Annotated in this window: 22 protein-coding genes; 15 read left to right on the forward strand and 7 right to left on the reverse strand. The window is 46.8% G+C overall.

Annotated elements, in window-relative coordinates:
• From hypA to AC2VDX_RS22120, 7 genes are all read left to right on the forward strand, one after another.
• Positions 1-387 carry a hydrogenase maturation nickel metallochaperone HypA gene (gene hypA, locus AC2VDX_RS22090; protein WP_378185404.1) on the forward strand — a complete coding sequence of 129 codons (387 nt, stop codon included), beginning with the start codon at positions 1-3 and terminating at the stop codon, positions 385-387.
• Positions 371-1,081, forward strand: coding sequence for a hydrogenase nickel incorporation protein HypB (gene hypB, locus AC2VDX_RS22095; protein ID WP_378185402.1), 711 nt, complete (start codon positions 371-373; stop codon positions 1,079-1,081). The genes hypA and hypB overlap by 17 nt, the downstream gene beginning before the upstream one ends.
• Before the next feature lie 28 nt (positions 1,082-1,109).
• Complete coding sequence (locus AC2VDX_RS22100) at positions 1,110-2,129, forward strand: ABC transporter substrate-binding protein (protein ID WP_378185400.1); 1,020 nt, start codon at positions 1,110-1,112, stop codon at positions 2,127-2,129.
• Positions 2,126-2,974 (forward strand): ABC transporter permease, encoded by an 849-nt coding sequence (locus tag AC2VDX_RS22105; RefSeq protein ID WP_378185398.1) that lies wholly within the window; start codon positions 2,126-2,128, stop codon positions 2,972-2,974. Before AC2VDX_RS22100 ends, AC2VDX_RS22105 begins: the two co-directional genes overlap by 4 nt.
• A gap of 108 nt (positions 2,975-3,082) precedes the next feature.
• The gene (locus tag AC2VDX_RS22110) at positions 3,083-3,886 is read left to right on the forward strand and encodes an ABC transporter ATP-binding protein (protein WP_378185456.1); all 804 of its coding nucleotides are present in this window, start codon (positions 3,083-3,085) and stop codon (positions 3,884-3,886) included.
• 306 nt (positions 3,887-4,192) lie between these two features.
• The gene (locus AC2VDX_RS22115; RefSeq protein WP_378185396.1) at positions 4,193-4,972 is read left to right on the forward strand and encodes a cysteine hydrolase family protein; all 780 of its coding nucleotides are present in this window, start codon (positions 4,193-4,195) and stop codon (positions 4,970-4,972) included.
• 70 nt (positions 4,973-5,042) lie between these two features.
• Positions 5,043-5,498: a cupin domain-containing protein gene (locus AC2VDX_RS22120; RefSeq protein WP_378185394.1), complete on the forward strand. Its 456-nt coding sequence runs from the start codon at positions 5,043-5,045 to the stop codon at positions 5,496-5,498.
• Positions 5,499-6,087: 589 nt separating this feature from the next.
• Here the strand turns inward: AC2VDX_RS22120 and AC2VDX_RS22125 are convergent.
• From AC2VDX_RS22125 to AC2VDX_RS22135, 3 genes are all read right to left on the reverse strand, one after another.
• Positions 6,088-6,924 carry a sulfite exporter TauE/SafE family protein gene (locus AC2VDX_RS22125; protein ID WP_378185392.1) on the reverse strand — a complete coding sequence of 279 codons (837 nt, stop codon included), beginning with the start codon at positions 6,922-6,924 and terminating at the stop codon, positions 6,088-6,090.
• 111 nt (positions 6,925-7,035) lie between these two features.
• On the reverse strand, positions 7,036-7,188 hold the full coding sequence (locus AC2VDX_RS22130; RefSeq protein WP_378185390.1) for a hypothetical protein: 153 nt from the start codon (positions 7,186-7,188) through the stop codon (positions 7,036-7,038).
• Between the two features lie 32 nt (positions 7,189-7,220).
• Positions 7,221-8,393 carry an NAD(P)/FAD-dependent oxidoreductase gene (locus AC2VDX_RS22135; RefSeq protein ID WP_378185454.1) on the reverse strand — a complete coding sequence of 391 codons (1,173 nt, stop codon included), beginning with the start codon at positions 8,391-8,393 and terminating at the stop codon, positions 7,221-7,223.
• A 210-nt stretch (positions 8,394-8,603) separates the two neighbouring features.
• Here AC2VDX_RS22135 and AC2VDX_RS22140 point away from each other — a divergent pair, with 210 nt between their 5' ends.
• From AC2VDX_RS22140 to AC2VDX_RS22155, 4 genes are all read left to right on the forward strand, one after another.
• Positions 8,604-9,125 carry a hypothetical protein gene (locus AC2VDX_RS22140; protein WP_378185388.1) on the forward strand — a complete coding sequence of 174 codons (522 nt, stop codon included), beginning with the start codon at positions 8,604-8,606 and terminating at the stop codon, positions 9,123-9,125.
• A gap of 133 nt (positions 9,126-9,258) precedes the next feature.
• The gene (locus tag AC2VDX_RS22145; protein WP_378185452.1) at positions 9,259-9,885 is read left to right on the forward strand and encodes a class I SAM-dependent methyltransferase; all 627 of its coding nucleotides are present in this window, start codon (positions 9,259-9,261) and stop codon (positions 9,883-9,885) included.
• 340 nt (positions 9,886-10,225) lie between these two features.
• Complete coding sequence (locus tag AC2VDX_RS22150; RefSeq protein WP_378185386.1) at positions 10,226-11,632, forward strand: aminotransferase class I/II-fold pyridoxal phosphate-dependent enzyme; 1,407 nt, start codon at positions 10,226-10,228, stop codon at positions 11,630-11,632.
• A 242-nt stretch (positions 11,633-11,874) separates the two neighbouring features.
• Positions 11,875-12,063, forward strand: coding sequence for a hypothetical protein (locus AC2VDX_RS22155; RefSeq protein WP_378185384.1), 189 nt, complete (start codon positions 11,875-11,877; stop codon positions 12,061-12,063).
• 657 nt (positions 12,064-12,720) lie between these two features.
• Here the strand turns inward: AC2VDX_RS22155 and AC2VDX_RS22160 are convergent.
• The 3 genes from AC2VDX_RS22160 to AC2VDX_RS22170 form a co-directional block, all read right to left on the reverse strand.
• The gene (locus AC2VDX_RS22160) at positions 12,721-14,121 is read right to left on the reverse strand and encodes an AtzE family amidohydrolase (protein WP_378185382.1); all 1,401 of its coding nucleotides are present in this window, start codon (positions 14,119-14,121) and stop codon (positions 12,721-12,723) included.
• Positions 14,118-14,303 carry a DUF4089 domain-containing protein gene (locus AC2VDX_RS22165; protein ID WP_486928243.1) on the reverse strand — a complete coding sequence of 62 codons (186 nt, stop codon included), beginning with the start codon at positions 14,301-14,303 and terminating at the stop codon, positions 14,118-14,120. The genes AC2VDX_RS22160 and AC2VDX_RS22165 overlap by 4 nt, the downstream gene beginning before the upstream one ends.
• 194 nt (positions 14,304-14,497) lie before the next feature.
• Positions 14,498-14,674, reverse strand: coding sequence for a hypothetical protein (locus tag AC2VDX_RS22170; protein ID WP_378185378.1), 177 nt, complete (start codon positions 14,672-14,674; stop codon positions 14,498-14,500).
• A 62-nt stretch (positions 14,675-14,736) separates the two neighbouring features.
• Here AC2VDX_RS22170 and AC2VDX_RS22175 point away from each other — a divergent pair, with 62 nt between their 5' ends.
• The 3 genes from AC2VDX_RS22175 to AC2VDX_RS22185 all read left to right on the forward strand — a co-directional run bounded on the left by AC2VDX_RS22175 (position 14,737) and on the right by AC2VDX_RS22185 (position 21,714).
• Positions 14,737-18,102 (forward strand): PAS domain S-box protein, encoded by a 3,366-nt coding sequence (locus AC2VDX_RS22175; RefSeq protein ID WP_378185376.1) that lies wholly within the window; start codon positions 14,737-14,739, stop codon positions 18,100-18,102.
• Between the two features lie 79 nt (positions 18,103-18,181).
• Positions 18,182-18,643: a response regulator gene (locus tag AC2VDX_RS22180; protein WP_378185374.1), complete on the forward strand. Its 462-nt coding sequence runs from the start codon at positions 18,182-18,184 to the stop codon at positions 18,641-18,643.
• Between the two features lie 413 nt (positions 18,644-19,056).
• Positions 19,057-21,714, forward strand: a complete 2,658-nt coding sequence (locus AC2VDX_RS22185; RefSeq protein WP_378185372.1) for a response regulator — start codon at positions 19,057-19,059, stop codon at positions 21,712-21,714.
• A 10-nt stretch (positions 21,715-21,724) separates the two neighbouring features.
• Here AC2VDX_RS22185 and AC2VDX_RS22190 read toward each other — a convergent pair whose 3' ends face one another.
• Positions 21,725-21,931: a hypothetical protein gene (locus tag AC2VDX_RS22190; RefSeq protein WP_378185370.1), complete on the reverse strand. Its 207-nt coding sequence runs from the start codon at positions 21,929-21,931 to the stop codon at positions 21,725-21,727.
• Positions 21,932-21,969: 38 nt separating this feature from the next.
• On the opposite strand from AC2VDX_RS22190, the gene AC2VDX_RS22195 reads away from it, so the two are divergent.
• Complete coding sequence (locus AC2VDX_RS22195; RefSeq protein ID WP_378185368.1) at positions 21,970-22,146, forward strand: hypothetical protein; 177 nt, start codon at positions 21,970-21,972, stop codon at positions 22,144-22,146.
• Positions 22,147-22,672 lie beyond the last annotated feature (526 nt).

Raw genomic sequence — 22,672 nt, forward strand, 5'->3', positions numbered from 1 at the left:
TTGCACGAAACTGACATGACAAAGGCGCTCATTTTAACAGTAAAAGATTGGTGGGAATCTCAGAGCGATCGCCCCCATATTTCCCAGATTCACTTAATTGTTGGTAAGTTCACTTGTGTGGAACCTGTCAGTCTACAATTTGCTTTTGAGGTACAGACTTACAACACCTTTTTGGAAGGGGTAGAACTGGTTATTCAGGAAACACCGCTGATTGCCTTTTGTCATCGCTGCAAACAAGAATATGCACCACAAGTTGGGTTGCAATACGGCTGCCCTGAGTGTCACTCACCGATGGAGGATATTCGCTCAGGTAGAGAACTGAAAATTGACCGGATTGAGTATAGTTTTGACGAGGTAAATAAAAACGCTTATGCATCAAACATTTGACGCTGCATTAGGAATTAACTTGCTCCATGCTAATCAGAAAGGAGCCGATCGTAACCGAGCGCATTTCGATGAGTGGGGGATTACTTGTTTCAATATTATGAGTAGCCCTGGGGCGGGTAAAACGGCACTGTTAGAGCGATCGCTTGCTGTTTTGACAGATGAGTTGAAAATCGCCGTAATTGAGGGGGATATGACGACGGAGTTGGATGCCGACCGTTTGCGTCAATATGGAGTCCCTGTCATTGCAATTAATACGGGGCGTTCCTGCCACTTGGATTCCAAGATGGTAGCTGGAGGAATTCATCAACTAGAACACCAGTATAATCCTTCTGATTTTGATTTAGTGCTGGTTGAAAATGTCGGTAATTTAGTTTGTCCTGCTGAGTTTGAAGTGGGAGAACACGTTAAAGTTGCTTTGTTGAGCGTGACTGAAGGAGAAGATAAGCCGCTCAAGTATCCGGTAATGTTTCAAGAAGCAGATTGTTTGTTAATTACCAAGATTGATTTGGCTCCTTATCTCGATATTGATATTAATCGTATTGCCGCCAACGTTCGTCAGATGAACCCTCATGTCACAATTATTGCGGTTTCTGCCAAGACGGGTGAGGGATTAGAAAACTGGTTTGATTGGGTAAAATCGCAAGTTTTAAATCAACACCCATCTGCTACGGCAACCGAAATGCTACCCGCCTAATGAGCCTGCTAGTAAAAAGTGAGACTCAATGAAGACCCGCCAGTTACTTTCTCTATTCTCGGTCTTTTTGCTCAGCCTCGTCATTACCGTTAGTTGTGCTAACCCTCAGCAAACCACTACATCCTCAAAAACTGAAACAATTCAAATGGGTTTCAGTGTCTGGCCTGGGTGGTTGCCCTGGCAGGTGGCTCAAGAAGAAAAACTGTTTGAGGCGAACAAAGTTAATGTGAATTTGAAGTGGTTCGATGGCTATTTAGATTCCATTAACGCCCTCAATGCTGGTCAGCTAAGTGCTAATACCCAAACCTTGAATGACACGATTAGCTCAGTGGCTGCTGGTTCCGATCAAGTGATTATATTAGTCAATGACAATTCAACCGGGAACGACAAAATTATTGTTCGGGAAGGTATCAATAGTATTGCCGACCTCAAAGGGAAAAAAATTGCTGCTGAAGAAGGAACCGTCGATCATTTCTTGCTACTTTTAGGACTGAAAAAAGCGGGTTTAACCCAAGCTGATATTACTTTTCAACCCTTAGAAACAGGCGCAGCCGCAGCTGCTTTTGTTGCGGGTCAAGTGGATGCAGTTGGAGTTTTTGCACCGTTCACGAGCAAGGCGCTAGAACGGGCTGGAAGTAAAGAATTATTCAGTTCTAAAGACTTTCCAGGAGCAATTCCCGATCATTTAACTGTTAGTCGAAAACTGATTAACGAACGTCCTCAAGACGTGCAAGCTTTGGTCAATACTTGGTTCGACACGTTGGCGTTTATCCGCAGCAATCCTGACAAAGCTTACGCCACGATGGCAAAACGCGCTGGTGTCGCGGTTGACGAATACAAGAAATACGAAGCCGGGACTAAAATCTTTAGCATTGAAAACAACTTGAAAGCATTTAGTCCCGGTAATGACATGGCATCTTTGGGTTACGCCGCTCAAGAAATTAGCAAATTTCTAATCAAGGCTAAGTTAACTAAACAAACTCCGAATCTCAGCCAAATATTTGACGATCAGTTTATCAAAGCCTACGCGGCAAAGCAAAAATCATGAACCGCTACGCTGAAGATTTGCCGGAAACTAATTCCGCTCGTCCTCGCAAAATGTTATCGCCTAGCGTCTTCTGGCGCATTGGTGAGGAGATTCCTAAAAATTTGGCATGGACTTTAATGGTTCTGTCAATTTGCATCCCGGTTGCTCTTTGGTGGATAGTATCCAACTCTGGGATAGTCGCGCCTTTATTTTTGCCGACTCCAGCTCAAGTTTGGGGCGCTTTTCAGAGGCTTTTAGCAACTGGCGATTTGCAAAAAGATATTGCCTATAGCTTGTTTCGCGTTCTGAGTGGCTTTTTTCTGGCGGCGCTGATTTCAATTCCTTTAGGGACATTGATGGGAACTTTTCCCAGCATTCGAGCGTTGATGGAACCGATAATTGGCATTGTGCGTTATATGCCAGCACCGGCTTTTATTCCCTTACTAATTTTGTATTTTGGTCTGGGAGAAGAACCCAAGATTCTGCTAATTTTTATCGGAACGCTATTTTTTAATACGCTCATGGTGATGGATGCGGTGAAGTTTGTACCGAAAGAGTTATTGGAAACTTCCTACACCTTGGGCGGTCAGCGAAAGCAAGTTTTATTGCAAGTAATTTTTCCCTTTATTCTGCCGAGTATCATTGATGCGGGTCGCGTCAATATGGCAGCTTCTTGGAACTTAGTCATCGTTTCCGAGTTAGTGGCAGCGACAGAAGGCTTGGGTCGCCGCATTAGCGTTGCCCAAAGATTTCTCAAAACCGATGAAATTTTTGCGGGGCTGATTGTGATTGGCTTGATTGGTCTGACTATCGATCTTTTGTTTCGATTGTTACTGCGCGTGTCTTGTAAGTGGGCTAATGATTAAGAAAATAGATGGTCAATAGTCATTGGTTTTGAATGATTAGTTCGGTGTTACTGACCAATGACGATTACATCGGGCAATTCAATCTAAAACTTAAAATTGTCACTGATTATGCATTTGCAAGTTTCTCAACTCCATAAACAATTCAAAACCAGACGCGGTTCGCTCGTTGCTCTCAAAGATATCAATTTGCATATTGAAGAGGGAGAATGTATCTGTGCGGTGGGTGCTTCGGGTTCTGGCAAGTCAACGTTGCTGCGCTTGATTGCTGGATTGGATACTCCCACGGCGGGGGAAGTTTTGGTCGATGGGGTGCGGGTGATGGGACCGGGATCTGACCGTGGTATGGTGTTCCAGAGCTATACGCTGTATCCGTGGATGAGTGTTGCAGATAACGTGGGATTTGGCTTAAAGCTGCAAGGTGTCTCCTCGGTAGAACGACGGCGACGGGTGGCTTATTATCTAGATGTGGTGGGATTGTCTGGGTTTGCAAAAGCACTTCCGAAGGAACTCTCAGGTGGGATGAAGCAACGGGTAGCGATCGCCCGCGCTTTAGCCTCGCAACCTAAAATTTTACTGATGGATGAACCGTTTGGGGCGTTGGATGTCCAGACGAAAGAAGCGATGCAGCAATTTTTACTGCAAGTCTGGCAACGCACGCGGACAACAATATTTATGATTACTCATGATGTTGAGGAAGCAGTTTTTCTATCTCAACGCATCTATGTGCTGAGTTCGCGTCCAGGTACGGTTAAAGAAGAATTAAGTATAAAACTGCCAAGCGATCGCACTTATGACATTAAGTGCAATCCTCTGTTTCAGGATTATAAGGATCGGGTAATGGGACTCCTCCGCGCCGAGGAAGATAAAACTTTACTAAAAAGTAGCTTTCAAGAGTTACCGATGGTGGTTTAAGCAACAAGATTGTTTCATTCTTGTTCCGCAACCTCTCCCCAACCCTCCCCGTGAACAGCGCTACCGTGTTGTACATACAAGTCGGCAGACCTCTCCCCAAACCCCTCTCCGATACGGAGAGGGGCTTTGAAAATGGCTTCCCTTCCCTTGTAGGGAAGGGACTGGGGGTTAGGTCTGGGAATATCTCCAAACCTTCTGTAGTGTAGAACTCGCGCATTTATCCCTTGAAGTTAAGAAATAGAAAAATTTAAGAGTCCTGGGCAGAAAAAGTAGTATTCCTCAAGATTGCCCCCTTGCACTCTCCCTATGAATCGACCCCTCCGTACCTTGGGCGTACCGCCGAATGCTTGGGCAGTTGATGCAGAAATTGCCGATATCACGCGCCCTCCTTTAAAACCGCAACTTGTCACCCTAGCCACAGAAACCAAGACGTTACGCCTGGATTTGGCAAAAGCGGCGATTTTGGTGATTGATATGCAGAATGATTTCTGTCATCCAGATGGCTGGCTAGCCCACATTGGCGTAGACGTGACACCCGCCCGAACTCCCATCAATCCTCTCAAAACGCTGCTGCCAGAATTGCGAACGGTAAACGTTCCGGTTATTTGGGTTAACTGGGGGAACCGTCCCGACTTACTGAATATCAGCGCCAGTATACGCCATGTTTATAATCCCACCGGCGATGGCGTGGGTTTAGGAGATCCGCTGCCAGCTAATGGTGCGCCAGTGCTGATGGTGGGCAGTTGGGCGGCGGCGGTGGTGGATGAATTGGAACAAAAACCGGAAGATATCCGCGTCGATAAGTACCGGATGAGCGGTTTTTGGGATACACCTCTCGACAGCATCTTGCGGAACCTGGGCAAAACGACTTTGTTCTTTGCCGGAGTCAATGCAGATCAGTGCGTGATGGCAACTCTGCAAGATGCTAACTTTCTCGGCTATGACTGTATTTTGGTGAAGGATGGTACTGCTACCACATCCCCAGAGTATTGCTGGCAAGCCACTCTTTATAACGTAAAACAGTGTTTTGGTTTCGTGGCAGATTCTCAAGCTATCGTAGAAACAATTAAGTTGGCTAATCGCTAATGCTAATCGCCAATGGTAACGAACAATTAGTCATTAGCCAAACCGATCTCTTTTAGAGGAGAAATGCCCGATGGACTCGTCTCGTTGCATGATTCCGGTCGTCAAGTCTCCTAGAGACTATCAAGCCTTTCGCATCAGTCCTGAGGATAGCAATCGGTTAGCGATTGTCTTCGATCCGGCAAGCGCTAACGTTTCATTAACTTTTTGTGTAGAAATTTTTGATGTTGGTGGGAAAACTCCTCCCAATCGTCACCAGATGGCTGTGGAGATGTTTTTTGTCCTCAAGGGGCAAGGACTGGCGACTTGCGACGGCAAAACCGTCCCCATGCGCCCTGGAGACAGCTTATTAGTACCGCCGACGGGGATTCATAAAATTGAAAATACAGGTGGCGATCGCTTGTATACGCTGTGCTTTATGGTTCCCAACGAGGATTTTGTGGAACTAATTCGCAGCGGCGTCCCCGTCGAGTTGGATGAGGAGGATTTAAGAGTTCTGAATCGTTCAGATGCGCTTGTCGCCTGCTAAAGGTTCGAGAGAAAGAAACGGTTTCTATGCTTAGTTATTAGTCAGGAGTCATGAGTCAGTAGTTATTAGCCAATTGCAATTGACCAATAACCACTGACCACTGACGATATATAAATTCTGGTTGCTTAGTAAGCGGGATTAATTATTTGTAGTAGTGGTTAGCGATAGCGTAACCCATGCAGATGTTGGGTTTCCTGCGTCAACCATTCCCTACCAAAATCTGACGATATATAAATTTTGGTTGCTTAGTAAGTGGGATTAATTCAGGGCTTAAGCAAAGCTTATACATATAGCGTTTTGTAGGGGCAATCCCCCTGTGGTTGCCCACACTATGTGGTGCTATTTGCGTAAGTCCTGAATTATTTTTAGCATGGGTTAGCGATAGCGTAACCCATGCAGATGTTGGGTTTCCTGCGTCAACCATTCCCTACGAAAATCTTCAATTTAATCTTATCCGTTACCGTTGCAAATCGTTTTAAAAAATCCGGCTTGCTTATATATAAATTAATAAAAATAAGTTTAAAAAATATAGAAATATACTTATTTTTAGTAAAGTTTAAACTTCTCTAAAAAGAGTTTTTAGGCAAGTTTAAATTTTAAAGTTGTTATAGTTTTGCCATGCTTGCCAAAAAACATAAATTGATAAAATACCTAACAGGCTGCGAAAGGCTAAGCTGACGATTTTATCGGGTAATTTGGGTAGAAACCGCGTACTTATTTGCGCTCCCAAAAAGCCACCACAACCCAAAAGAAGTCCTTCAAATAACAAAACATTGCCTCTGAAAGCGTGTCCTATACTAGCTGATATTGCTGTAATAACGATGACACCTAAACTGGTTTGAATGGCGACTTTGATGGTTTCTCCTAAAAGTAAAATTTGCAGCGGCACCATAATTACACCGCCACCTACACCAAATAAACCTGCTAGTATCCCAGCGGCACTGCCAGTCGCAATTCTGGCAAAATTTGGATTGAAGAAGATATTTGAATTTTTAGGGATGCTAGATTCGTGGCTGCCTTGAGTTTTTAGTTGTTCTTCTTCCTGCTTCTTCTTGGCTGTTAGCTGCTTGCGTAGTTCAACTAAGTAAACATTTAAAAGTAGTAAGCAGCCGAAAGCTGCTAGTAGTAAATAGGGACGAATTTGGGTGGCTAAATAAGCACCAATTTGTGCAGTGACTACAGCCGGAAATCCAATGGCAATCACTCTTTGGAAGCTGAATAACCCCATCCGCCAGTTTTGGACGCTGCCAGAAATTGCCGTGATTAAAATTGCTAGGCTACTGGTGCCAACGGCTTGCACGGGTGTGTATTTCAAAGCGACTAATAACGGGACAAGAACCGTACCGCCGCCAATGCCTAAAAATCCCGCGAGAATTCCGGCAAAGAGTCCAGCGATCGCAAAAATCAATAAACTGGTGGTTGTCATAGCTGAAGCGCTTTTAGAAAAGTTGATTGAGGTAGTAAAAACGCCTGACGACTCGCATTCGCGGCTATACAAACAAAGCCTGACGAGAGCAGGCTAATAGGGATTGTATCGCTATAGGCTGAAGCTTGTAGCGGATATCTGCTCAATAATAATATGGCGATTATTCCAGCGTTTAATCTTATCGGCAATCCCAATAACTTCAGCAATAATTAACCGCATTGATGCAGATAAATTGCATTGACTCACACTACGAGGACAATTCATCTGTCCACAAGAGTACGCTAAAAGTGTTACTTTCAATACAACTGTAGGGGCGATAATTTGTTTAGAACTTCGTCTTCTTGACCTGCTGCCCAACTCGCAAAATGCTTGGCTAAAGATGGTACAAATACCAAGGGATTTGAGAATCCGGAGAAGAGATAAGCGCCGTCCACGTTATTGAGTGCGCCAACTAAGGGAAGGCGATCGCTACTAAACGCAACCAAGCAGTGATGCCACTTTCCGGGTAGATTCTCTAGTGCCGGTAAGATTTTACCCACCGCAGCACGGAGATTCGCTTCACTTTCCACCGCATCAATTTTAGCGTTGGGGTTTGCGATCGCTCGGCTAATTTGACCGATGCGTAAACTGCCGTCTTTGAACTGAATCGCACCGGCATCTAGAATAGGTGCAACAGGTTCATAATCGGGTTCATCCCATAAGCGATCGCGCTCAGGTATACTTGCTTCTGCTTCTAGTTGAAAGCGTTTTATTTCTGCTGGCATCACCGTTGTCTGCAACTGCACATCAACGGGTGGCATTTCGATGAGTTCGGTATGGGTGAAATACAAGCGGATGGGAATCCCCGCAGCTTTGAGTAGCATCCGACTCATGGCACCGGCACAAATAACGGTTTTGGCAGCGTGGTAGGTTGCAGTTGCGGTTTTGACTCCCTGAATCTTTGCGCCTTTGCCGAGTAGTTCCACCACCCGATCGATTTGCACCTCACCCCCAGCGCGGCGAAAAGCTTGAGTGTAGCCTTGAGTTATTTTTTCTGGTTCAATGTGACCGTGACGGACAGTTAAAGCAGCTGCGATCGCATCTGGATTTAGTAGCGGTTCCATCTCGCAAGCTTCTGCAACGCCCAGTAACCGAGGCGGAATTGCAAAATCAGCGTAGTTGGCAACAACTTTCTCCGGATCATCATCAGTACCAATCGTCAAAATTAAATCCAATTCGCGGAACTGGGTATCGGTGTCTAATTCCTCAGATAAGATGCGGTGACGCTCAATTCCCTCAGCACATAACTGTCGCGTCAACTCAGTCGTCCCTGACCAGTAGGCAATTCCACCATAACTATAGCGGGTGGCACCTTGCAGTGAGGCGTGTTGCTCTAATAAAAGAACCGAGAAGCCTTTGATTGCCAGTTCGTAAGCCAGCGCCGCGCCTGTAATGCCGCCGCCGACAACAATCCAGTCGTAAGTTTTCATCATTGCCATTGGTCATTCCTGCGTCTAATGACTATTTTCCTTCCCCGCGCACACACGCTCTGTAAAGCTCTGTAACCCTAACGAGCCTTGGTTTTTGCCTGATTTCTGGAAATGCTTTTCGTCGATTTGAAGAACCACCAAAGCAGGCAATTGAAGGGTGCTAAGTGCAGATGCCGACAACTCGTCTTCAGTTCAAAGGAAGGTTAACACATGGCATTCGGTTTCCGTAAATTTAATTGCAAATATGCCTCGACGCTGGCGCTACTAAGTGCAGGCGCATTTTTATTGTTGAACTCCCAAGCATGGGCGACAGCACCCACTAAAAACGCCTCCGGTGTTAATCTTTCTAAGAGTAACGTAGGCGATACTACCCTACAAATTGCAGCCGAACCACGAACCGGCGTGAATCGGCGCGTACAGTTTGCACGGGGGAGAAGCTCTACTACGATTAAGGGAGCGGTGCCGCTGGGCAAAAAAGACACCTATATTTTTAGGGCACGGAAAGGTCAAACCATCATTACAGAAGTAGTGTGGGAAGGAGATCGGGTTGGTGGCGATAACGACGACCAAGGATTGTCCGGTTTCTCCTTCGTGTGGCCTAACGGAGAAGTGTTCCAAGACCCACAAGATGGTTATTTCGAGGCAACATCAACAGGCGATTACCGGGTTGTGGTTGCACAGCCTTACAAGCTGACCAGTTCCAGATACACATTTAAGTTAACGATTCGCTAAGGATTGCTACAAGTAGGGGCATGGCAATGCCATGCCCCAAGCGGTTGTACAGCTACTCAGCACCAGGTCAGCAGCTAGTCTAAGTTTGAAGACATCTGTCGTAGATAATAAGCAAATTTCTATAGAGTTGCAAATGCAAAGTCCCTGTTGCTGGAATAAGCGCTTATTTGCCTGGTTGCTATACAAAGGCAACGCTGGCTATGAAAAACTGGTAAGCGATCGCAAGCGCAATCTATTTTCTGACTTGCACGGCGATGTGTTGGAAATTGGCCCTGGAACGGGTGCGAACTTCCCTTATTATCCCAAAGACATTCACTGGATTGGCATCGAACCGAACCCGTATATGCATCCTTATCTCCGAAAAGAAGCAGAACGGAATGGCTTAAACAATCTCGATATTCGCAGTATTAGCGCCCAACGACTGGAAGCTGAAGATAACAGTATAGATGCGGTCGTTAGTACCCTTGTCTTGTGTTCGGTACCGGATTTAACAGCAACTTTCAATGAAATCTTGCGAGTCCTCAAACCCGGTGGACGCTTCTTGTTTATCGAACACGTCGCCGCACCCCAAGACACTTTCTTGCGACGGGTACAGAAGGGAGTGCGTCCAGTGTGGAAATTTCTTGCCGATGGTTGCAACCCAGACCGAGAAACTTGGGTAGCATTAGAAAATGCTGGTTTTGACCGTCTCAATTACGAAAAGTTTGAGCTTGATCTCCCAATTGTTAGTCCTCAAATCGCAGGTGTGGCGACCAAGTAGCGGTATTGTTTGGGAAAGTAACTGAAGTTGTTGGAGTGCGCTCTTTGTGTAGCCTAAAGTCTGCCTTGAACTCAAGTTCAAGGCTCATAGCTCAAGTCCATTGAAATGGACTAAAATTCTTACTCAGTCTTCTCTTAGAAGACTTTATAGCGGTTCTCGGTTGGGTGCGGTACAGTTTTGACCTCGCTTCCATTCCTCTCTCCTAGAAGGAGAGAGGCTTTGAATTATTCACCCACAACCGCGTCGGGAAGGGGGTTAGGGGGTTAGGTTTCGTCTGCGTACCTCACCCGATTGAAAATGGCTATAGCTGTTAGCAAGGGGTTTAAACCTCAGGCGGGTAATGCGACTGGTGCAAGATGTGACAACCGACTTATCGCTAGCGAATTCGAGCTTAAAGTCGCCTTTAACAAGGCTGAAAGTTTATCCTAGATTGCGTCTACATATTAGCTTTGCCGATCTCGCAGCTAGTCTGTACTCCTTTCTTTACTTCCCAAACAGAGAGCAACTCATCCGAGACATTCAACTTGATTGGCAGGGAAATCGAGAAGGTTTAGAACCTCAATACAATAACGTCAAAAAACTTCTCCCTAAGCCTGGGTTTAAGAGTGGATGGGACAAGCCAATTGATGATTGTAGCGAGGTTCTAGTCACGCTTTCAGTCAGAACAGCGCTCGATCTGCTGCTACAGTCATTAAAGCTTCCTGCCGGATCGGAAGTTTTGATGAGTGCTGTCAATATCCGGGATATGGTTGAAGTGGTGAAACGGCACGGGTTAGTGCCGATACCTGTTGATATTTCTTTAGATACGCTTGCACCCGATCTCAAGTTACTGGAATCTTTGATTTCGGAAAAAAGTAAAGTTTTGATTGTGGCACATTTATTCGGCTCGATTATTAATCTCAAGCCTTATACCAAACTGTGCAAGAAATATCAAATTTTCCTAGTTGAGGACTGTGCCCAAGCTTTTGCTGGTGACAAATATCACGGTTCTAAGGATGCGGATGTAAGTTTATTTAGTTTTGGCCCGATCAAGTCCTGTACGGCTCTTGGAGGAGCGATCGCTGTCATTCGTGAGCGATCGCTAGCTCAACAAATGAGAGATATCGATCGACAATATCCCTGCAAGAGCGAATCTTGGTTTTTTAAACGCATTCTTAAATATTTTTGCTTAAAGCTTTTTTCTATTCCTTGGTTGTATTACCACCTACTTGTTTTTCTTAAATACTTAGGAAAGAATCTCGACTCGGTGATTAACTCAATGACACGGGGGTTTTCTCAAGGAGATATTCTTGCAAAAATTAGGTATCGTCCTCCAACTCAGATGCTAGTTCTTTTGAGGCGGAGATTAAGAAACTGCAATCCCCAATGGTTTGAAAGGCGGTCAAAAAATGCCCGAAAATTTCTTTCCCTTCTCAAACCCGAAATTACTTGTCCCGGAAGCAAAACTGAGTACAACTCGTTTTGGGTTGTTCCCATACTGGTTTCAAATCCCCCATCTGTGATGGCAAAACTTAGAGAATATGGTTTTGACGCCACTCAAGGAAATACCAGTTTGACCTTTATAGATAACGCTTCGTCAGGTGACAAACCAACGAAAGGATCTGTGAATGCACAACGCCTGATCCAGTATGTTCTTTACCTGCCAGTGTCTGAATCTTTACCGGAAAATGACTTGGTGTGTCTTGCACAATTAATTAATGAATTCCATGAAGCGTGCCCAATGACAGCCAAAATGCCCGACGACTAGGTGGGCTGAATACGCGACAATACTTCAAGGGATACCTCTCCCCCAACCCCTCTCCGGAATCGGAGAGGGGCGAAGAGTTCTACCCCCTTCCCGATTCCGGGTAGGGGGCTAGGTTTGCCTTATCCGAGAAGCGGGATGCTCCCCTCAAAGCAGGCTTTTTTATTATGAAATCAAAATTCTGTCAAGAAAATGCAAAAAGATGTTATATTAATTTACATAGGTTTACACGAGGTTACACATCCATGCGATACACCAATAAAGAAGGGAATACCCTAACCCTTGATGAGTGTATGACTGCCGACAGCTTCTTTATGGAGGCTGATGTGTATGTCGGCGAACCACTAGAGATGCATTTCAACGAAAAACAAGAGCTAAAAGCAGGCAAAAAACCGAAGAAAGCAGTAGCACTCAACGCAAGCGATCGCACATAAACCGATCCCTGCTAATGTACTTTTGCTGTTAGCTAGGCAACCGATTTATAGCTTTTCGGTTGCAGAAACTTCAAAAATTAAAGAATTCTGGAGGTGTTCCAGAGCGATTGTTAGAGCGATTGACACCCATAGCCAGATCGGGGGTTTGAAAAAGCTCAACACTGCTTGCTCAACACTGTTAAAACACCTTCCTAAACCGAATATCTCTTCTCTAGACATTAACCTCGGCGTATACAACCGAGGTTTTTTCTTTTGAGCTAACAGTCATCTAGCAGAGCTATTTAGTTCTAGACATAAACCGCCCAGAACTCAAGTTCCGGACTAATAGCTGGCATTCCGTTAAAACTGACATCTTGCACCATTCTCAACAAGCCGCCAATCCAGCCCGGAACTCAAGTTCCGGGCTAATAGCGAAAGTCCACTAAAGTGGACTGAAGTTCTTCCCCAGTCCACTTTAGTGGACTTTCGCTATTAGCCAGGGGTTTGAACCCCTGGCTGGCGGGTTAATGCGATAGGTGCAAGATGTGAGTTTTAACAGACTATAACCTTTTCTCAGTTGCATGGGTTAATGCTATCGCTAACCACTACTACAAATAATTAATCCCGCCTACTTAGTCATCACCCAAACGCGATCGCGCGAACGTCTCCACAAGCAAGTTAGAAGCGATCGCCATTAGCAATCGGCGCTGAAATGATACCCTGTGCCTCCAGTACCGCCGCCACCCGGAGAATTAGCGTCTCGTGATAAGGTGCGGCGATGATTTGCACTCCTAAAGGCATGGCATCGGGGCGATGAATCGGGACAGATAGAACGGGCAAACCAATAAAAGATAGCGGTTGCGTGAACAGTCCTAGGTGGGGACGGACTAGCACCTCTTCTCCAGCAATCGCCATTTTTTCTTGTCCAATCCGAGGGGCAACGCAGGGAGTCGTTGGGGCGAGAATGATATCAACCTCGCTGAAGATTTCCCGAACGCGATCGCGGTACCATTGCCGAAATCTCTGTGCCTGAATGTACCAGCTTGCCGGAATTAGGGCACCCGCTAGAAAGCGATCGCGGGTTGCCGGATCGAAATCACCAGGACGCGATCGCAAGGAAGCTAAATGCAGATTCGCCCCTTCACTCGCTGTAATCACATACGCCGCTGCCCTTGCCCGATGGGGTTCGGGGATGGTGACAGTTTCTTGCACGCCTAACGCCCGCGCTACATTAGCAACCGCTGCCAACGCTTCTGGTTCTGCACCTTGGGCAAAATAAACATCCGCGACAGCAATTCGCAAACCCTCAATGCTCCGTTTGAGGTGTGGCAAGCACAGTTCTGGAGGGCGATTCGTACAAACCGGATCTTTGGCATCTGCCCCTTGCAAGACATCAAAAACGGCAGCTAGGTCGCGCACAGAACGTGCAAAAGGTCCAATATGATCGAAGCTACTGGAAAACAATCCCGCGCCTGCTCTTGACAAACGCCCATAAGTCGGCTTAAAGCCGAAAATTCCGCAAAATGCGGCAGGAACACGGATTGAGCCATTCGTATCTGAACCCAGCGTCAGCGGCACTAACCCAGATGCCACAGCAGCCGCAGAACCTCCAGAGGAACCTCCGCTAACGCGAGTCAGATCGTGGGGGTTTGCTGATGTACCGTAGTGGCTGTTTTCGGTGACAAAGCCATAGGCGTACTCATCCATATTCAGCGCCCCGACTAGCACGGCACCCGCTTGTTTGAGTTTGGCGACGGCGGTGGCGTCTTGGGTAGCTGGAGGATTTTCGGCGTTAATTTTTGCACCTTCGAGGGTAGTTAAACCGGCGATATCGAAGAGATTTTTCACGGCAAAGGGCACGCCTGCTAAAACACCCGGATCGTTGCCTTGCGCGATCGCCCGATCGATTCTTTCGGCGTCTGCCATTGCCATCTCAGCAGTGACAGCAGTAAAACAGTTCAGCGTCTGATTCTGGTCGGCAATTCTTGCCAATGTAACTGCAACGACAGCTTTTGCTGAAACTTCAAAATTCCGCACGGCACAGGCAATTTGAGTGGCATCAGGATAGGCTTGGCTCATGGCTGAAACACAGGTGCGGCTTCGATTTCATCCGGCAGAGGAAACTCATTGACGAGTTGAGCGATCGCGGCAATTCTGCTCAGATTTTCCACCACACCTGGATGGTGTTCTGGAGCGAGTGGCAAGTCAATCAATTTTGCCATTAAATTGACATATTCTTCAGCGATTTCGTCAGCGGTCATTGAGATAATGGAAGAATGGTGCATATCACTTTGGCAGATTGCAGATTAGTCCGATGACGGACTACCCTCCCTTGAAGGCTAAAGCCTTACGGCATGAACGTGCCTAAGTTTGTTTAGACGGGAATTCTATTCGCCAGGTATTTTTTCTGTTTTCATGTCATTTTTCTCAACTGATTTATTTAGTATTTTATTAACTAATTTCGAGAGCGATCGCGCTGAATGAACGAGATTAGCGTGAACTTGGACACCAGAACGCAAAGATACTGGGAAAAAGTGGCGAGTCGCATTCTTCGAGGGCGATCGCGGCTAATCATTGCTGATGCAAATAGCTCAACAAATAATCCGTAGGGTGAATGCAAAAAATTTTTCATCTACCTTAGGGTAAAAAAAGCCTTGGTGAAGGTGCGCTCTGGATTCCAATCTTGAAAGGTTCATGCTGAAAGTAACACGCTCCCAACTACTAGGCTATGGCGTGGCTGTCTTGACCGTGGTGGTAGCACTGCTGCTGACACTCCTGTTACAGCCACTGATGGGACCACTCGTTTTCCCCTTCTTTTATGCAGCAGTGGCGATTAGTGCCTGGTATGGTGGCATGGTTCCGGGGCTGCTAGCTGCCATTTTATCGACTTTAGTTACCAATTTCTTCTTCTTAGAACCGCTCTATTCTTTAGGCGTCACCAGCACGAGCCTCGTGGTGCGATTGGGTGTATTCCTTCTGGTGACGTTCCTGATCAGCTCGCTGAACTCGGAACTACATACTGCCAAACAGCGGCTAGAGATGAGTCTGCTGAAGCTACAGGCAAGTGAGAAGCGCTATCGTCGCCTCATCGATACTGCCAACGAAGGCATCTGGACAATCGATAGCCAAGGACGGACAGACTATGTCAACCAGCGGATGGCGCAAATGCTGGGATACAGCGTCGAGGAAATGCTTGAGCGCTCCATTTTCGAGTTTGTGGATGAAGCGTCGCGCCGGGAAGCACTGCAAAAAATGCAGCAACCCAACCCAGACGTCACCGCTCAAGATGACTGGCAATTCCGCCGCAAAGATGGCTCGGCTCTCTGGACGATTGTTTCCACCAATCCAATTCTCATCGACACGGGAGAGTTCGTCGGCACCCTTGCCATGATTACCGATGTGAGCGATCGCAAGCAAGCAGAGTCGGTGCTACAGGAGTCTACCCGTCGCGTTACTAACATCCTGGAGAGCATGACTGATGCGTTTGTCGCCTTGGATCGCCAGTGGCTGATCGCCTATGTAAACCAAGAGGCGGCGAGGCTCAACAGCCAAAAGCCAGAGGAAATCGTTGGCAAAACTCACTGGGAGCAATGGCCTTGGTCAGTAGGGACAAAAATTGAGAGAGAATATCGACGGGCGATCGCCGAGCAGGTGGCTGTCCATTTCGAGGAGTTCTACGAGCCGTTAAGCATCTGGTTTGAGATCCATGCTTATCCTTCCGAAGACGGTCTGGGCATTTATTTCCGGGACATCACCGAGCGCAAGCAAGCGCAGGAGGCGCTGCAAAAAAGAGAAAATGAACTCCGCCTGATTACAAATGCCTTGCCAGTCCTGATTGCCTACATCGATTCAGAACAGCGCTATCGCTTTCATAACAAAGCCTATGAAGAATGGTTCGGGCATTCCGCCGCACAAGTATATGGAAAGCACGTCTGGGAGGTTCTGGGCGAAGCAGCTTATGCAGCGACTCGTCCGTATATCGAAGCAGTCTTGTCAGGAAAACAAGTTACTTACGAAACCAAACTACCGTATAAAGATGGCGGCACCCGCTACATCAGTGCTAGTTACATTCCCCAGTTTGACAGCTCTGGGGAAGTCGAAGGATTTGTCGGCTTAGTTAGCGATATTAGCTCTAGCAAAGCGGCTGAGGAGGCGCTGCGTCGCTCGGAAGATCGCTTCCGACGGCTGTTCGACTCCAACCTGAGCAGCGTTGCCTTCTGGAACGTGGATGGCTTCATCACCGACGCCAACGACGCCTATCTTCGCCTGGTTGGTTATACTCGCGAAGAATTTACCGAATTGGGAAAAATCAGTTGGAGACACTTGACGCCCCCAGAGTACAAGCACCTAGACGATCGAGCGATCGCAGAGGTTCTAGCAACTGGAGTTTCCAATATCTATGAGAAAGAGTACGTCCAACGGGATGGCAAGCGAGTGCCGATCGTTCTGGGGATTGCCTTGCTCAACGACTCCCAGCAAGACGGCGTCGCCTTCGTACTGGATATTAGCGATCGCAAACAAGTGGAGGCAGAACGCGCCTTGCTGTTGTCCCTGGAGCAAATTGCCCGTGCAGAAGCAGAAGCCGCCAGAGAGGAAATCTCTCTGATTCTCGAAAGTGTCACCGACGGCTTTCTCGCCTTCGACCACGAGTGGCGTTTCACCTACCTCAACCACGAGGGAGCCAAAACTTTGGGTCGTTCTCCTGAAGAACTTCTGGACAAGAACTTGTGGGAAGAGTTTCCGGAGCTAGAAGGCACCAACTTCGGTCAGCTTTACCGGCGGACAGTTGCCGAGCAAGTACCGATGGAACTAGAAGACTATTATCCACCCTTCGACGCTTGGTTTGTCGTCCGCGCCTATCCGACGGAAATGGGGGGGTTGGCGCTATACTTCCGCAACATTAGCGATCGCAAATCTGCTGAAGCCGCATTACGCGAAAGTGAGGAACGCTTTCGCCAAATGGCAGATACGGCTCCCGTCTTGATTTGGATGTCTGGTCTTGACAAGCTCTGTTACTACTTCAATAAACCCTGGCTAAACTTTACCGGACGGACAACGGAACAAGAGATGGGCAATGGTTGGGCACAAGGAGTCCATCCCGACGATTTCCAGTTTTGTTTAGATACTTATGTAAATGCGTTTGATGCTCGTCAAGATTTCAAAATGGAATATCGCCTCAGACGCTTTGATGGGGAGTACCGATGGCTTCTAGATATGGGGATTCCCCGATTTACACCAGATGACAGTTTTCTGGGTTATATCGGCTCGTGTATCGATATTAGCGATCGCAAAGAAGCTGAAGCATCAATTCGACAACTCAACCAAAACTTGGAACAACGGGTCAAAGAACGCACTACCCAACTAGAAGCCGCCAATAAAGAACTTGAATCTTTCTCCTACTCTGTCTCCCACGATCTGCGGGCACCACTTCGCCATATTAGCGGTTTCGTTGACTTGCTCCAGAAACGACTTGGGTCAACAACCCTGGATGCAACCAGTCTGCGTTATCTCAAAACTATCACCCAGACCGCTAAACAAGCCGGAATGCTAGTCGATGAATTGCTAGCTTTCTCCCGCATGGGGCGCACTGAGATGCGCTATACATCGATTAATATGGATCGGCTGGTTCGAGAAGTCCAACGCAATCTGGAGCAGGAAATCAATGGACGCGCCATGAATTGGCAAATTGACAACTTACCTGAAGTACAGGGCGACCCTTCCATGTTACGGCTGGTACTCCAGAATCTGATGGCGAATGCTGTTAAGTACACGCAGACACGCACCCATGCCGAAATTGAAATTGGCAGCACTGACAATGAGTCTGAGGTTGTCTTTTTTGTCCGTGATAATGGCGTAGGATTCGATATGCAGTACGTACACAAACTTTTTGGCGTATTTCAACGCTTGCACAGCGAGCAACAGTTCGAGGGGACTGGCATTGGATTAGCGAACGTCCAGCGAATTATCCATCGTCATGGCGGTCGAACCTGGGCAGAGGGAGCGGTAGAGGGTGGAGCAACTTTCTACTTCTCATTGCCAAAGTTTGCAGAAAAACCATGAAAATTAAAAATCAAAAATTAAAAGTCAAAAGTTATCTAACATTTTTAATTTTTAATTTTTAATTGATATAGGGGGATGAATGAAGGAATTAAAACGAATTCTGCTAGTTGAAGACAGTCCGAACGATGTCGAATTAACACTAGCAGCGCTAGAGGAAAACCATCTAGCGAACGAAGTGGTAGTCGTGCGCGACGGGGAGGAAGCGCTAGATTATATTTATCGACGGGGGATTTTTAAGCTGCGGATTGAAGGAAATCCGGTTGTGGTACTGCTGGATCTGAAATTACCCAAAGTGGATGGGCTGGAAGTGCTAGCACAGTTGAAATCTGACCCTACTATGAAACTAATCCCAGTCGTCATGCTGACTTCTTCACGGGAGGAGCAGGATCTGATTAGAAGTTACGATTTAGGCGTGAATGCTTATGTTGTGAAGCCGGTTGATTTTCATGAATTTGTCAACGCTATTAAGGGAATCGGGCTTTTCTGGGCAGTGGTCAATCAGCCACCACCCGGTTCCTTTCCCCTTGTCTGTGCTGTCTAAGATAGAGGTAATTAAGCATTTCTAGTGGAGGTTATTAATGCGAAGAAAGGGAATTGGTAAGCGAAAAAAGAATTATATTGAATCTTGAATTAAAGAACTTTCTTTAACTCAGATTCAAAACTCTCATTCTCCATTCTCAGCTTTAAAGAGTTATAGCGGTTGGCAATTGGGTGAGGTACACCTGTAAGGGCAAACGCATTCTTGCAGATAAATCGGTTAACCCAAGCAAAATTGTAGGTTAGATAGAGCGATAGCGTTACCCAACAAACTTCACCAGTGTTGGGTAACGTGAACTCAGGCGGGAGCCTACACATCTCACTCACAACCTTAATTGCTGTACTTCATCCAAATGAGAAACGCTATACGTTGATTTCCACCGTTGTGCTGAATAATCATAAAAAGGTTTGAGTCTCGTGAAAGTCCTGCATATCCTCTTGCTCGAAGACAGTCTGCTAGATACAGAACTCATCTATGCGAATTTAACCGATGGCGGGATAGACTGCGAGTTGGTGCAAGTAGAGACGCGCACTGACTTTGTTACAGCACTAGAAACAGACTCTTTTGACTTGATTCTCTCAGACTATTCGCTGCCGTCGTTTGATGGCATCTCGGCTCTGAAAATCGCTGGCACCCTTTGTTCTGAGGTGCCATTTATTTTTGTCTCGGCGACGATTGGCGAGGAATTAGCGATTGAAACCCTGAAAAATGGAGCAACAGACTACGTGCTGAAGCAACGGCTAGAGCGACTGGTTCCATCAGTAAAACGGGCGTTGCGAGAAAGCCAGGAACGTAGCGATCGCATAGCTGCCGAACAAGACCTCCACAAAAGCCATGAGCGACTCAAGCTTCTCTCGGAAACGGCTAGCAAGTTACTGTTGAACGATCGACCGCAAGAACTGATCGACAATCTATTGGAAGAACTTTTTTCTCATCTAGGACTTGAGGTTTATTTCAACTACTTGGTCGATCGAGAAAGACAACTTCTGCATTTAAACTCCTGTGGTGGAGTTTCCGAGCAAGTTGCCAAAGAAAGGGAGTGGTTGGAGTTGGGTGAAACTGTGTGCGGACGTGTCGCTTTGGAGCATCACCACTTCGTCGGAGAGAACATTCAGCAATCCACAGACCCGAAGATAGAAATGGCGCGATCGCTGGGAATGACAGCCTATGCTTGTCACCCGTTACTTGCCCACGGTCAGATCATCGGAACGCTTTCTTTTGGTACCCGCAATCGCAACCGCTTCGAGGCGGATGAAATTGAATTGATGAAGGTTGTTTGCGATCAGGTAGCGATCGCTATCGAACGCGCCCAAATGCTAACCCGCCAACGGCAATATACCAGCCGTTTGCAAAGGCTCGCGGAGGCATCCGTTGCCATCAATTCAACCCTATCTCTCGAAGAGATGCTATGGCTAATTACAGAGCAGTCTCGCGACATTATCGGGGCACATCAGTCAGTCACTAGCATGACAGTAGACGACAACTGGGCACAGGCAATTAACACTGTCTCTCTGTCAGATAAGTACGCGCAGTGGCGAGATTACAGTGAAAAAACCGATGGTTCTGGTATCTATGCGGCTGTCTGTGGCATGAAACGCCCCATGCGGATGACCCAGGACGAGCTAGAAGCACATCCAGCTTGGCGAGGTTTTGGGAAGGAGGCAGAAAAGCACCCACCCATGCGGGGTTGGCTAGCTGTACCGCTGATCGGTCGCAATGGAAAAAACATTGGTCTGATCCAACTTTCCGACAAATACGAGGGTGAATTTACCGAAGAAGATGAAGCCATCCTGGTACAAATGGCTCAGATGGCATCGGCGGCGATTGACAATGCACAGCTTTACCAAGAATCTCAGCAAGCGAATCGCATGAAGGATGAGTTCCTGGCGATACTCTCTCACGAGTTGCGATCGCCCCTCAACCCAATACTCGGTTGGACGCAACTACTCCGCACCCGAAAGTTTGACCAAGCTACCACCACTCGTGCCATTGAAACTATCGAGCGCAATGCTAAGTTGCAGACACAGCTAATTGATGATTTGCTGGATGTCTCGCGCATCATCCGAGGAAAAGTCGGTCTAAATATCTCCCAAATCAACCTAGTATCCACCCTTGAGGCAGCAATCGACACGGTGCGTCTGGCGGCTGACGCTAAATCTATTCAGATTCAGTCTTGGCTCGATCCAACTGTAGGGCTGGTTTCGGGCGATTCCAGCCGCTTACAACAAGTTGTTTGGAATCTGCTCTCAAACGCGATTAAATTCACTCCAGAAGGGGGTCGTGTTGAGGTGAAACTGTCAATGGTCAGCGCTCAAAAGTCATTCGCCAACGAACCCGAACCAATGACAAATGACCAAGGACTCAGGACTAATCACAACTATGCCCAAATTCAAGTCCTCGACACAGGTAAAGGCATCCGTGCTGACTTTTTGCCCTATGTCTTTGATTCCTTCCGACAAGCGGATGGTTCAACGACTCGGAAGTACGGTGGACTGGGACTTGGTTTGGCAATCGTGCGTCATTTGGTAGAACTGCACGGTGGGACTGTATATGCAGAAAGTCTGGGAGAAGGACAGGGGGCAACTTTCACGGTGATGCTGCCACTTATCAAGAGTGAGGGGAAAAAACTAACAATGCAAGAAGATGTCTTATTCAGTTCTCAATCCTCCGTCCCCAGCACTTTACTCGATGGCGTGCGGGTACTTGTCGTTGATGATGATACTGACACGCGGGAATTTCTGACCTTCATGATGGAACAGTATGGCGCTGAAGCGATCGCGGCGGCATCGGCACAGGAAGCGTTTGAGCTAATTCCTCAAGTAAGACCCGATGTTCTGGTGAGTGACATTGGGATGCCCCACGAGGATGGTTATTCTTTGCTTGGCAAAGTGCGGGGACTGGATGCCACCCAAGGGGGAGAGACTCCGGCTGTGGCGCTGACTGCGTATGCGAGGGAAGAAGACCGCATACAGGCTCTCTCGGCAGGCTTCCAGATGCATTTGGCGAAGCCAGTTGAGCCATCTGAATTGGCGAACGTGGTGGCAAAGCTGGCTGTAGGCACTTCAAACCGATAACTCTCAATCTTTACGGGACTGAGGACTGAGGACTGAGGACTGAGGACTGAGGAGTGAGGAGTGAGGAGTGAGGAGTGAGGAGTGAGGAGTGAGGAGTGAGGACTGAGGACTGAGGACTGAGGACTGAGGACTGAGGACTGAGGACTGAGGACTGAGGAGTGAGGAGTGAGGAGTGAGGACTGAGGACTGAGGACTGAGGAATTATGGTACAAGTCATTTTGTAGGTTGGGTTGAGGTACGAAACCCAACATTACATTGACAAGTAATTATGGTACAAGTCATTTTGTAGGTTGGGCGATCGCTACTCAACCCAACATTGACAAGAGTTTGATGGATTTCGCTCCCGCTCTACCCATCCTACAAATAATTAAGTCCGTCTACTTATTCGTACAGCGGTTCGGTCGTGAATACCCACCCAGTCGCTTTGTTTAACTGCTAATTCTCATGGATGAGTATAGGTAAAAATAGTGGTTTGCACAATTGGGTAGTTTTTAGCAGCGATCGCTACTCTCAAAGCTTCCAGGGTTAATCAAACTTTCTTTTAATTTTATTAAAATTAAATTTCTAGATTAAAGTCTACCACTTTTATGTCTGCAAATTATACCTCCTCAGAAAGTTATTTGTTTACAACTTGCTATATCTTTGGAAAGTTGCTCTCTGATTAATAAGAAATTAATTTACTGAGATCGCAGCATTTTTATCTATTGGAAATAAACAGTTCGTACTGCTAGCAAAACCAGATAAAATCTCAGTTCAGCCTAGGATATGCTTCTGTAAACTTCGGGCTTTCTCAACAGAATCATCTGCCTAGCTGACAAATTGAAACTTTGTCTATAGCACCCGCTAATTTTTTAGGTTACTTCATCAGAATATTAAGCAATCTTAAGCAAAGTTAGCAAGCCAACCATTAAATGAGACGGTTGAGAAAGTTTAAGTGTTTTAGTTTCTTAATCAACTA

The sequence above is a fragment of the Coleofasciculus sp. H7-1 genome, from assembly GCF_057473865.1.